Below are 11,084 nucleotides of genomic sequence, written 5' to 3' on the forward strand. Positions count from 1 at the left end.
TGGCATTCAACGAATCGATGGTTTTTGTTTGACGCTGCTTGATATTCCGAACAGCCGGAGCCTATTTTGTACGAGTCGCCGTTCGCGGCTCGTACAACAACAAGGATTGCGTCATGACAACCGATGGCCATCGTTCACTCGCGCAGCGATTGACGGGCATTGATGAGATTGAATGTGTCACGCCGGACCTGAATGGCGTACCACGCGGCAAGGTGATGACCGCCGAAGGATTTCTTGAAGGGCGGCGTTTGCAGATGGCGCGGGGAGTGCTGCTGCAATGCATCATGGGCGGTTATCCGCCAGCGCGTTTTTATGGCAGCGATGATGGTGACCTGGCGCTGGTGCCGGATCCCGCGCAGATCCACCGCTTGCCCTGGAGCTCGCAACCTCGTGCACTGGCCATTTGCGATGCGGACGAGCTGACTGGCGAGAGTTCGCAACTGTCGACCCGTGGCCAACTCAAGGCCGTGATCGCTCGATACGCCGCTCTTGGTCTGGCGCCGGTGGTGGCGACCGAGCTGGAGTTCTTCGTCTTCGCGCCCAACCCCGACCCGACGCAACCCTTCCAGCCACCACTGGGCCTGGACGGTCGTCGCGAGGACGGCCACTCGGCGTTCAGCGTCAGCTCCAATAACGGCTTGCGGCCGTTCTTCAATGAAGTCTACGAATGCATGGCGGCGCTGGGCTTGCCGCGCGATACCTTCATGCACGAGATGGGCGTCAGCCAGTTCGAGATCAACCTGCTGCACGGCGATCCGCTACTGTTGGCCGACCAGACCTTATTGTTCAAGCATCTGCTCAAAGAAGTGGCGCTCAAGCATGGCCTGATCGTGGTCTGCATGGCCAAGCCATTGGCGCATACGCCGGGCAGTTCAATGCATATTCACCAGAGCATCGTCGAGATCGGCACCGGGCGTAACGTGTTCAGCGACAAGGCCGGCGAGCCGACCGCGACCTTCCGTCATTTCATCGGTGGTCAGCAGGCCGGCCTGGCGGATTTCACTGTGCTGTTTGCGCCGAACGTGAACTCCTATCAGCGCCTGTGCCATCCTTTCGCATCGCCGAATAATGCCTGCTGGTCGCACGATAATCGCGCGGCCGGACTGCGCATTCCGGCCAGTTCACCGGTCGCTCGTCGGGTCGAAAACCGCTTGCCGGGAGCCGATGCCAATCCGTATCTGGCGATCGCCGCGAGCCTGGCCGCGGGGTTGTATGGCATCGAGAACAAACTGGAGCCGAGCGAGCCGATCCAGGGTGAGTTCGTTGTGCCGGATAATCTTTCGTTGCCGTGTACCTTGCATGCCGCTCTTGAACGTCTGAAACGTAGCCAATTGGCGAGGGAACTGTTCGGCAAGGAGTTCATCGAAGGCTACATCGCTTCGAAGACCATGGAGTTGACCAGCTTCTTTGATGAAATTACTCCCTGGGAACGGCGTGTTCTAGCAGCCCAGGCCTGACGACCCGTCGCCGTCGGGCTATCGTTTTTGTCGATAGCCCGATACTCACTGCAAGGAGCCGCTCGGAACGCCGATGCGCCAAATCTTGAAATCTTTTCGGGGGCTTTATTTCGCCTCGCTGATGATGTTGATCGGCTCGGGCCTGTTAAGTACTTACCTTGCCCTGCGCTTGGCGGCCGATAACGTCGACAGCCTGTGGGTCGGTGCATTGATGGCGGCCAACTATTTCGGCCTGGTGCTGGGCGGCAAGATCGGCCACCGGCTGATTGCCCGCGTCGGGCATATTCGAGCTTATTCAGCCTGCGCCGGGATTGTCGGCGCGGCAGTGCTGGGCCATGGTTTGGTGGACTGGCTGCCCGCGTGGCTGTTTTTGCGGGTGATCGTCGGCCTGGGCATGATGTGCCAGTACATGGTGATTGAAAGCTGGCTCAATGAGCAGGCAGAAGCCAAGCAGCGTGGCGTGGTGTTCAGCGGCTACATGATCGCCTCGTATCTGGGACTAGTGTTGGGTCAACTGATTCTGGTCATGCACCCCGGCCTGGGCCTGGAACTGCTGATGCTGGTCGCTCTGTGTTTCGCCCTGTGTCTGGTGCCGGTGGCCCTGACGCGGCGGATTCACCCGGCGCCTTTGCACCCGGCGCCGATGGAACCACGGTTCTTCATCAAGCGCGTGCCGCAGTCGTTGAGCACGGTGTTGGGGTCGGGTTTGATCGTCGGTTCGTTCTACGGTCTGGCGCCGCTGTATGCCTCGCAGCAAGGGCTGTCCACCGAACAGGTTGGTCTGTTCATGGGTAGCTGTATTTTTGCCGGCCTGGTGGTGCAGTGGCCGTTGGGTTGGCTGTCGGACCGCTATGATCGGGCGCTGTTGATTCGCTGTTTCGCGTTTAGCCTGGCGCTGGCTGCGTTGCCGCTGGCGATCATGCGACAGGTGCCGCTGGAGGTGCTGTTCATCGCCGGTTTTTTCTGTTCGTTGGTGCAGTTTTGTCTGTACCCGTTGGCGGTGGCGTTCTCCAACGACCACGTCGAGGGTGATCGTCGGGTGTCGCTGACGGCGATGCTGCTGGTGACCTACGGTGTGGGCGCGAGTATCGGACCGCTGGTGGCCGGGGTGTTGATGAAGCTGTTCGGCAGTCAGATGCTCTATGCCTTCTTCAGCTTTTTCGCCTTGGTGCTAGTGTGGCGAATCCGCCCGAAAGCGGTTACCAACCTGCATCAAGTGGACGATGCTCCGCTGCATCACGTGGCCATGCCAGACAGTATGTCGAGTTCGCCATTGGTCGCTTGCCTGGACCCGCGAGTCGATGAGCAGGTGGTGCAGGATCAGATGCAGAACCCGGTCAATCCGGAGACTGGTTTCAATCCGGACGCCGATCCCGAAACCGAAGCTGAAACAGATACGGAATCAGAAGACCCTGACGCGGGTCGCGAACAAAGCTTTACCGAAGCGAGGCCTTGATCAAGGCATAAAAAAACGGGCAGTCACCGCAAGGGACTGCCCGTTTTTTATGGGAGCTGTGTATCAGAAATCGTCTTTATCGAAGCGCCGCGCTTCGCGCTGAAGCTGATAGACGAACCGCTCGACTTGGCGCTGCACCAGGCCGCTCATGTTGTGAAAACGCACGCCGGCGAAGGTGGTGTTGATCTTCTCTTCGAAGTGCAGATAACGCAGTTCGACCGGTGCCGTCATGCTACCGAAGGGCAGGGCGGCGACGAAACGGTCATAGACCTGGCCCAGTTGCAGGCTGGCGGTGATGTCGCCCTCGAAACGCAACTTGCAGCCGGTGGCAGAGATGTCCAGCAGTTTGCCCCTGACGGGCGACTTGAGCTTGTCGCCACCCAGGTCGACATTGACCAGTTGCGCCAGTTTCAACGCAGCGCGAAAAGCATTGCGGCGCTGGTGGTAAACCACTTCGTCGGGCAGCGCGCCACGGTAGCAGCGGCCATCGCCGGATTCGTCGATGGTCAACGGGCCATTGCTTTCCCAGGCGATGCGCACACCGTCGTGAAAGCCTTCGACCTTGAACGGTTCGCCGGCCAGCAGAAAGCGCTCGCCATCGCGCGGGATCATTTCGTCCAGGGCGATCATGTTGCTGTCACGGTCGATGTCCACCAGATAACTCTGGAAGCGCTGGCTGCGCTCGTGGAACGTGATGATCAGCGGGTCATGGCTGTCTTGCAGCTGACGCAGATTGCCGGAGATTTCCAGGGGCGTGGTGAGCACCTTGGGTGGCTGCGGAGCATCTTCCGCGCTTAAGGCATTGAACACGGGGCATCAATCTCCAGACAAATATGACTACTGGCTAGCATTCTGCCAGCATGTTTCGCGTCGTGATAGAGCGTGCTCATTGAAAGGCTCAAGCCTGACTGAGCGGGCGTGGTTTTGCGAGTTTGGAGGTTGAACCGCGGGCATCGTAGAGCGCTGGTGGCTCGCCGCCGGTGAGAATTTTCAGCTGGTTGGCCGTGGCGGCCTGCTGCACCAGAATCGACTGGCCATTATTAACGTTGGCGGCCTGGCACTGGGTCAGGAGGTCGGTCAGCACGTCGCTCTGTGCCAGCAACTGGTCGCCAATGCTCGAATGGCTGGCAAGTTGCTCCAGACCCTGGCGATTGGTCGGCAGGTTGAGGCTGGCGAGGATTTCACTGCGCTTGCGGCCATGCTGTTCGAGCAAAATGATCAATGCCTGTTTCTGCGCCAGAATCTCTTCGAGCAGTGGCATGTCGCGACCGTGCAGCGCGAGGGACTCGGTTTGCAGCAGCTCCAGCAGGTGTTGCGCCGGGGCAAAGTCGTCGATGATCAGTTGCAGTAAATTAGTGTCGTGCATGGCTGGCCTTGGGTTTTAAGCGTCCAAAAGCCTGGCGCGGGCCGTGGCCTAGCGCTGGGCTTCGAAGTTGAGCAGTTTGCTGGCTACACGGTTGCTGTCGACTTTATAGCTGCCATCGGCAATCGCTGCTTTCAACTCGGCCACGCGGGCTTTGTCGACGGCAGGCTGATCGCGCAGCTTGTCAGTGACCTTCTGCAACTGTTGAGCCTCATTGCTGAGGTGTACCGATTCCCCGCTTTTGGTGGTACTGGCCTGTTCGGCCGGGGTATTCAGCGGCGCGGATTGGCCGACTTTTTCGGCGGTTTCCTTCGCAGCGCTGGTCCGTGTACTGCCCGTAAGTGACGAGGAGCTGTTTAAACGACTGAAATCGATGACCATGACAAAAAACCTCTGGGTATTTGGACGCTTGCCATGTTTTCGGCTCTCCCTGTGAAAACTTTAGGCCCATTTATCAATGAGCGTGCATGCGCCCGGGCATCTTGCGCATGCGGCACAGTTTAGGGAACAGCCTCGGGCAGCGCCATATCTTCACGAACAGAGATCCTTACAGGGTCGCTCACATAGAAACTTCCACCTGGCCGGGCGCGGTGACTTGCGCCTTGATGACCCGCTGGGAGTTCAGGTTTTTCACCCGAATCTGTTCGCTCATGCCGCCGTTGGACAGCGCTTCACCCGGCATACGTACACTGAGCGTACCACTGCGGGCGGTAATCACCACCTGATCGCCCTTGCGAATCACTTCCGCCTGTTCGAGATGCACCAGGGTTATGGTCTGATCGGCGACCATTGGTCGGGTAAGTTTTTGTCCGATCGCTTGATCGACGGAAGTCAGAAAACCCTGATTTATCAGGCTGATATCGCGTTCTCGCAGGGTCACGTCCTGAGGTTCGATAATCCCTGTGCGCTTGAGGGGACGGGTGGTGGTCACGATGTCGCGAAACAGCCGTACTTGAGCGGGTACGAAGACCGTCCAGGGGGAGGTGCCGTCGCAGCGAACCTTGACCGTGACCCGGCCCAGAGGCCTCGCCGGGCTCTCGAGGGTGGCTGTCAATTCCTTGTCGCACATAGGCATGCGCAGGCGCGGATCGAGCTGGTTGACCTCGATCTCATAGCGTCCTTGCGTTTGACTGGTAGCCAGATAGTCTTCCACGGTGAATTCAAGAAAGCCCTGAGTGACGCCGATAAGCATGTCAGGCAAGGTAACCGCGTCAGCAAGGGCAGGGCTGCCAGCGTTGAACAGGCAAGCGGCCGACATCGCGCAGAGTAATCTGCGACAGGTTGATGTCAGGTGTCGGAAAAATGTCGGTTCTGTGTTCATAAGAGTTAAAAAGCAAGCGCCGTGCCGTTTAGTGAAGAATGTGCGTCGCAACACACTTAGCGTTGGTGTAGGAGTCTGGGCATGGCTGGTGTAATGGATTCGGTGAACCAGCGCACGCAACTGGTGGGGCAGAATCGCCTTGAGCTGTTGTTGTTCCGTCTCGACGGCCAGCAGCTGTATGGGATCAACGTATTCAAGGTTCGTGAGGTGCTGCAATGCCCCAAGCTGACCCTGATGCCCAAGTCCAGTCCTGTCGTGTGCGGTGTGGCAAGTATTCGGGGGGCGACCATTCCGATTCTGGATCTGGCGATGGCGACCGGTTCCGGAGCGCTGAAGGATCAGAGCAATCCCTTCGTGATCATCACGGAGTACAACACCAAGACCCAGGGTTTCCTGGTTCGGTCGGTGGAGCGCATCGTCAATATGAACTGGGAGGAGATTCATCCGCCACCCAAGGGCACCGGGCGCGATCACTACCTGACCGCTGTGACTCGGGTCGACAATCAGTTAGTCGAAATCATCGACGTCGAGAAGGTGCTGGCGGAAGTGGCACCGACACCGGAAGCGATTTCAGCGGGTGTGGTGGATGTCGAGACTCAGCACAAGGCGTTGTCCTTGCGCGTGCTGACGGTCGATGACTCATCGGTGGCGCGCAAGCAGGTGACCCGTTGCCTGCAAACGGTCGGCGTCGAAGTGGTGGCGTTGAACGATGGTCGGCAAGCGCTGGATTACCTGCGCAAGCTGGTCGATGAGGGCAAGAAGCCGGAAGACGAGTTCCTGATGATGATCTCCGACATCGAGATGCCGGAGATGGACGGGTACACCCTGACGGCCGAGATCCGCAACGACCCGCGCATGCAAAAGCTGCATATCATCCTGCACACTTCGTTGTCGGGTGTATTCAATCAGGCGATGGTCAAGAAGGTCGGTGCCGATGACTTCCTGGCCAAGTTCCGTCCTGATGACCTGGCATCCCGGGTAGTCGACCGGATCAAAGCAGCAGATATCAGCTAGGGGCGCTTTGCCCCTGGCGGTCAACACGATTTAAGAGGCCGCATCATTGTCTACGGGTAATTTGGATTTCGAACAGTTTCGGGTCTTCCTGGAAAAAGCCTGTGGCATTTTGCTCGGTGAAAACAAGCAATACCTGGTCTCGAGCCGTCTCAACAAACTGATGGAACAGCAGGGCATCAAATCGCTGGGTGAGCTGGTTCAGCGCATCCAGACCCAGCCGCGCAGCGGTTTGCGCGAGATGGTGGTGGATGCCATGACCACCAACGAAACCCTGTGGTTTCGTGACACCTATCCGTTTGAAGTCTTGAAGAACAAGGTATTGCCTGAGGCGATCAAGGCAAGCCCTGGCCAGCGCCTGCGGATCTGGTCGGCAGCGTGTTCGTCGGGCCAGGAACCGTACTCGCTGTCGATGTCCATCGATGAGTTCGAGCGGGTCAACATGGGTCAGTTGAAGATGGGCGTGCAGATCGTTGCCACGGATCTGTCCGGCACCATGCTGACCAACTGCAAGACCGGCGAGTACGACAGCCTGGCCATCGGCCGCGGTCTGTCGCCCGAGCGCCTTCAACGTTACTTCGACCCGAAAGGGCCGGGACGCTGGGCCATCAAGGCTCCGATCAAGAGTCGGGTGGAGTTTCGCTCGTTCAACCTGCTGGACAGCTACGCGAGCCTGGGCAAGTTCGACATCGTGTTCTGCCGCAACGTGCTGATCTACTTCTCCGCCGAGGTGAAGAAAGACATCCTGTTGCGCATTCACAGCACGCTCAAGCCGGGCGGTTATCTGTTCCTTGGCGCGTCCGAAGCGCTGAACGGTTTGCCGGATCATTACCAGATGGTCCAGTGCAGCCCAGGGATCATTTACAAGGCGAAGTGATGCAAGTGCGGCAGGCATAAAAAATGGGAGTCCTCAAGGACTCCCTTTTTTTATGCCTGCCGCACTTGCATCACGTAGGAGCTGCCGAAGGCTGCGATCTTTTGACTTTGCTTTTGAAGATCAAGATCAAAAGATCGCAGCCTGCGGCAGCTCCTACAGGGGGTAGGTGTTTACCTCCAGAAGCGGCAGAAAAGCGGCAGGCGGCGGAAATCGGTTGCCGCTTTTCTGGCATTGCCGCCTTGCCACCGCGCGCAAAGCCCCGGTTTACGGGCTTTTTTGAATTGGCACGCCGCTTGCTATATCCATCGTACGAAAAATCAGGTCACCCGAAGGTTTCCCGACATGAGCATCAGCTTCGATAAAGCGCTCGGTATCCACGAACAAGCCTTGGGCTTCCGCGCTCAGCGTGCCGAAGTCCTGGCCAACAACATCACCAACGCCGACACCCCGAACTACAAGGCTCGGGATCTGGACTTCTCGAAAGTGCTCGCCGAGCAGAACGAGAAAACCAAAAACGGCAAGTTCGCCTTGAACATGACCAACAGCCGTCACATCGAAGCTGAAGGCCTGGGCAATGGCGGCGAGTCGCTGATGTATCGCACGCCGATGCAACCGTCGATCGACCAAAACACCGTGGACGCCCAGCTGGAACAGTCGAATTACGCCGAAAACGCGGTCAACTTCCAGGCCAGCTTCACCCTGCTCAACAGTAAATTCAAAGGGCTGGTGTCAGCCCTGCGTGGAGAGTAAGTCATGTCCCTTGCCAGTGTTTTCAACATCGCCGGTAGCGGCATGAGTGCCCAGACCACTCGCTTGAACACCGTCGCCAGTAACATCGCCAACGCCGAGACCGTCTCCTCGAGCATCGACCAGACCTACCGTGCCCGTCACCCGGTGTTCGCCACCATGTTCCAGGGCGGCCAGAGCGGCGGCAGCGATTCGCTGTTCCAGAACCAGGACGCAGCCGGTCAAGGCGTGCAAGTACTGGGCGTGGTCGAAGACCAGAGCAATCTTGACGCGCGCTACGAGCCGAACCATCCGGCTGCCGATGGCAAGGGCTACGTCTACTACCCGAACGTCAACGTCGTCGAAGAAATGGCCGACATGATTTCCGCGAGCCGTTCGTTCCAGACCAACGCCGAAATGATGAACACCGCCAAAACCATGATGCAGAAGGTCCTGACCCTCGGTCAGTGATAAGGGGCGACTTTCGATGAGTGTTACCGATACCACCAGTAGCCCGAGCATCAAGGACATCCTGGCCAACTCTTCGGTCAAGACCAACACCAGTGCCACCGGCCTGGCGTCGGCAACGAACAGCGCCAGCGGCAATAAGGCCCTGGGCAAGGACGCGTTCCTGCAGTTGCTGGTGACACAGCTGAAAAACCAGAACCCGCTGGAGCCGCAGGACAACGGCGAGTTCGTTGCCCAGTTGGCGCAGTTCAGCAGCCTGGAAGGGATCACTACGCTCAACACCACCGTGAGCAACATTGCCGCCAGCAACAGCTCGTCGCAGGCGTTGCAAGCCTCGTCGCTGGTGGGGCGCTCGGTCATCGCACCGGGAAGCAAAGCCGTGGTCGATACCTCGAAGTCGTTTAACGGTGAGGTCGTGCTCCCGGCGTCGGTGGCGGGAGTTACGGTGAAGATCACGGATGCGGAGGGCAAGCTTGTTCGCACCATTGATCTGGGGGCTCAGGCAGCCGGCAAATCCAGCTTCATCTGGGACGGCAAGGACTCTGTGGGTAAAGACCTGACGTCGGGCACTTACACCTTCGCGGCGTCGACGACCATCGATAGCCAGGCGGTATCGCTGATCACCAACCTGCCAGCAACCGTCAACAGCGTGACCATCAGTCAGACCGGCGGTGAGTTGATGCTGAACCTGGCAGGCCTGGGCAGCGTTGCCCTGTCCAAAGTACAAACAATTGGTATGTAGAGCCGACTAACACGGCACAAAGGAGTGGAATATGTCTTTCAATATCGGCCTTAGCGGTCTCTATGCATCCAACAAACAACTGGACGTGACCGGCAACAACATCGCCAACGTCGCGACCACCGGTTTCAAATCGTCCCGTGCAGAATTCGAAGACGTATACTCGGCAACCAAGCTGGGTTCCGGCAGCAAAACCATCGGTAACGGTGTGCGCCTGGCCAACGTTTCACAGCAGTTCACCCAGGGCGACATCAGCAACACCGGTAACGTGCTGGACATGGGCATCAACGGCTCCGGCTTCTTCGTGTTGAACAACAGCGGCTCGCTGTCCTACACCCGTGCCGGTACGTTCAAGGTCGATAAGGAAGGTTACGTCACCAACACCGACAACACCGCGCGTCTGCAGGGTTACGGTGTGGATGCCAATGGCAAGATCGTCAATGGCATTTTGACCGACCTGCGCATCGACACCTCGAACCTGGCGCCGAAAACCACCACCACTGTTTCGTCGACGATCAACCTGAACTCTACGGCATTGAATATCGATCAGGTTGCCAACCCGTTCGACCCGAGCAAGCAGGCATCCTTCACCAAGCAGTTCAGCACCCCGATTTTCGATACTCAGGGTAACTCGCACGTCATGGACCAGTACATGGTCAAGACTGGCGCAAACACCTGGAAAACCTACACCCTGATTGATGGTCGCAACCCGAATGGCAGCGACCCTAGTCCTACCGCGACTCCGGTGTCCCTGCCGGTCGCTTCGACCATGAACTTCGACAGCTCCGGCAAGCTGACTTCGGTCACCACACCGGTTGTTCCAGCGACCGTTCCGCCATCCGTGATAACCAGCCCTGACCTGAAGATCACCGGCTGGATTCCTGGCAAGGTGACCAATGGCGTGTGGGCCGCCAACGGCGCCGCCGCCGATCCGGGGGGCGTAACCCTCTCCATGACCAACACCACGCAATTCAACGCCGACACCGCGCGTTCGATTCCTGCGCAGAACGGCTACGCCACCGGCCAGATCACCAACCTGACCATTGATGGCAGCGGTGTGATGCTGGCCAACTTCAGCAACAACCAGACCAAACCAATCGGCCAGATCTCGCTCGCCAGCTTCACCAACGAACAAGGTCTGCAGCCAGTGGGCGGCACCAGTTGGAAAGAAACCTACGCGTCGGGTATTCCGGGCTACGATTCGCCGGAAACCGGTACCCTCGGTTCGATCCAGTCCAACTCCCTGGAGGAGTCCAACGTCAACCTGACCAACGAACTGGTTGACTTGATCAAGGCGCAGAGCAACTACCAGGCGAACGCCAAGACCATCTCGACTCAGAGCACCATCATGCAGACCATCATTCAGATGACCTGATGGTTCCTTGGCTCTACCGTAAACCGACGCTCCGTGCGTCGGTTTTTTTTTGGTGCGCAGTGAGCATTTAATTTTTAAATGCGCTGCCGTTCGTCGGCACCTGTGGTGCGGAACTTGCTGCCTTGGCGAGTAACAAGTGGCCTCCGTCAACTTTTCGTACGGTCCGCCTCACAGTGCAGCAATAGGCTGCTCTGAAATGGATGTCATAAAAAGGCACTAGGGATGGAATATCTGTGAAGCGTGATAAAGCTGTGAGTTCGCCGTTTCTGGCGTTGCAACTGACCCCGCCGT

At 58.2% G+C, this 11,084-nt stretch carries 12 protein-coding genes; 8 read left to right on the plus strand and 4 right to left on the minus strand.

All coding sequences use genetic code 11. From position 1 onward, the window contains the following. Positions 1 to 215 precede the first annotated feature (215 nt). Positions 216 to 1,457 carry a glutamine synthetase family protein gene (locus tag ACYZT2_RS08725; protein ID WP_461973039.1) on the plus strand — a complete coding sequence of 414 codons (1,242 nt, stop codon included), beginning with the start codon at positions 216 to 218 and terminating at the stop codon, positions 1,455 to 1,457. A gap of 73 nt (positions 1,458 to 1,530) precedes the next feature. After that, positions 1,531 to 2,913 carry an MFS transporter gene (locus ACYZT2_RS08730; protein ID WP_461971475.1) on the plus strand — a complete coding sequence of 461 codons (1,383 nt, stop codon included), beginning with the start codon at positions 1,531 to 1,533 and terminating at the stop codon, positions 2,911 to 2,913. Between the two features lie 63 nt (positions 2,914 to 2,976). Here ACYZT2_RS08730 and ACYZT2_RS08735 read toward each other — a convergent pair whose 3' ends face one another. From ACYZT2_RS08735 to flgA, 4 genes are all read right to left on the minus strand, one after another. Next, positions 2,977 to 3,723 (minus strand): flagellar brake protein, encoded by a 747-nt coding sequence (locus ACYZT2_RS08735; RefSeq protein WP_461971476.1) that lies wholly within the window; start codon positions 3,721 to 3,723, stop codon positions 2,977 to 2,979. 88 nt (positions 3,724 to 3,811) lie between these two features. After that, positions 3,812 to 4,279, minus strand: a complete 468-nt coding sequence (locus tag ACYZT2_RS08740) for a flagella synthesis protein FlgN (RefSeq protein ID WP_461971477.1) — start codon at positions 4,277 to 4,279, stop codon at positions 3,812 to 3,814. A 48-nt stretch (positions 4,280 to 4,327) separates the two neighbouring features. Further along, positions 4,328 to 4,657 carry a flagellar biosynthesis anti-sigma factor FlgM gene (gene flgM / locus ACYZT2_RS08745; RefSeq protein WP_461971478.1) on the minus strand — a complete coding sequence of 110 codons (330 nt, stop codon included), beginning with the start codon at positions 4,655 to 4,657 and terminating at the stop codon, positions 4,328 to 4,330. A gap of 178 nt (positions 4,658 to 4,835) precedes the next feature. Beyond that, positions 4,836 to 5,597, minus strand: a complete 762-nt coding sequence (flgA, locus tag ACYZT2_RS08750) for a flagellar basal body P-ring formation chaperone FlgA (RefSeq protein ID WP_461973041.1) — start codon at positions 5,595 to 5,597, stop codon at positions 4,836 to 4,838. A gap of 81 nt (positions 5,598 to 5,678) precedes the next feature. On the opposite strand from flgA, the gene ACYZT2_RS08755 reads away from it, so the two are divergent. From ACYZT2_RS08755 to flgE, 6 genes are all read left to right on the plus strand, one after another. Beyond that, positions 5,679 to 6,611, plus strand: coding sequence for a chemotaxis protein CheV (locus ACYZT2_RS08755; RefSeq protein ID WP_461971479.1), 933 nt, complete (start codon positions 5,679 to 5,681; stop codon positions 6,609 to 6,611). 46 nt (positions 6,612 to 6,657) lie between these two features. Then, positions 6,658 to 7,485 carry a protein-glutamate O-methyltransferase CheR gene (gene cheR / locus ACYZT2_RS08760; RefSeq protein ID WP_030131810.1) on the plus strand — a complete coding sequence of 276 codons (828 nt, stop codon included), beginning with the start codon at positions 6,658 to 6,660 and terminating at the stop codon, positions 7,483 to 7,485. Positions 7,486 to 7,827: 342 nt separating this feature from the next. Then, complete coding sequence (gene flgB, locus ACYZT2_RS08765) at positions 7,828 to 8,235, plus strand: flagellar basal body rod protein FlgB (protein ID WP_253548568.1); 408 nt, start codon at positions 7,828 to 7,830, stop codon at positions 8,233 to 8,235. 3 nt (positions 8,236 to 8,238) lie between these two features. After that, positions 8,239 to 8,682, plus strand: a complete 444-nt coding sequence (gene flgC, locus ACYZT2_RS08770) for a flagellar basal body rod protein FlgC (protein ID WP_283188902.1) — start codon at positions 8,239 to 8,241, stop codon at positions 8,680 to 8,682. Positions 8,683 to 8,698: 16 nt separating this feature from the next. Then, a complete protein-coding gene (gene flgD, locus ACYZT2_RS08775) occupies positions 8,699 to 9,421 on the plus strand; it encodes a flagellar hook assembly protein FlgD (protein ID WP_461971480.1) in 723 nt (240 codons plus the stop codon). A gap of 31 nt (positions 9,422 to 9,452) precedes the next feature. After that, positions 9,453 to 10,793 (plus strand): flagellar hook protein FlgE, encoded by a 1,341-nt coding sequence (gene flgE, locus ACYZT2_RS08780; RefSeq protein WP_461971481.1) that lies wholly within the window; start codon positions 9,453 to 9,455, stop codon positions 10,791 to 10,793. Positions 10,794 to 11,084 lie beyond the last annotated feature (291 nt).

Source organism: Pseudomonas sp. MDT1-85 (genome assembly GCF_054898065.1).

Bases quoted from the DNA above. Each gene is read 5' to 3' on its own strand.
- ACYZT2_RS08725 (WP_461973039.1), top strand. From the start codon at position 216: ATGACCGCCGAAGGATTTCTTGAAGGGCGGCGTTTGCAGATGGCGCGG.
- ACYZT2_RS08730 (WP_461971475.1), top strand. From the start codon at position 1,531: ATGCGCCAAATCTTGAAATCTTTTCGGGGGCTTTATTTCGCCTCGCTG.
- ACYZT2_RS08740 (WP_461971477.1), bottom strand. From the start codon at position 4,279: ATGCACGACACTAATTTACTGCAACTGATCATCGACGACTTTGCCCCG.
- flgM (WP_461971478.1), bottom strand. From the start codon at position 4,657: ATGGTCATCGATTTCAGTCGTTTAAACAGCTCCTCGTCACTTACGGGC.
- flgA (WP_461973041.1), bottom strand. From the start codon at position 5,597: ATGAACACAGAACCGACATTTTTCCGACACCTGACATCAACCTGTCGC.
- ACYZT2_RS08755 (WP_461971479.1), top strand. From the start codon at position 5,679: ATGGCTGGTGTAATGGATTCGGTGAACCAGCGCACGCAACTGGTGGGG.
- flgB (WP_253548568.1), top strand. From the start codon at position 7,828: ATGAGCATCAGCTTCGATAAAGCGCTCGGTATCCACGAACAAGCCTTG.
- flgC (WP_283188902.1), top strand. From the start codon at position 8,239: ATGTCCCTTGCCAGTGTTTTCAACATCGCCGGTAGCGGCATGAGTGCC.
- flgD (WP_461971480.1), top strand. From the start codon at position 8,699: ATGAGTGTTACCGATACCACCAGTAGCCCGAGCATCAAGGACATCCTG.
- flgE (WP_461971481.1), top strand. From the start codon at position 9,453: ATGTCTTTCAATATCGGCCTTAGCGGTCTCTATGCATCCAACAAACAA.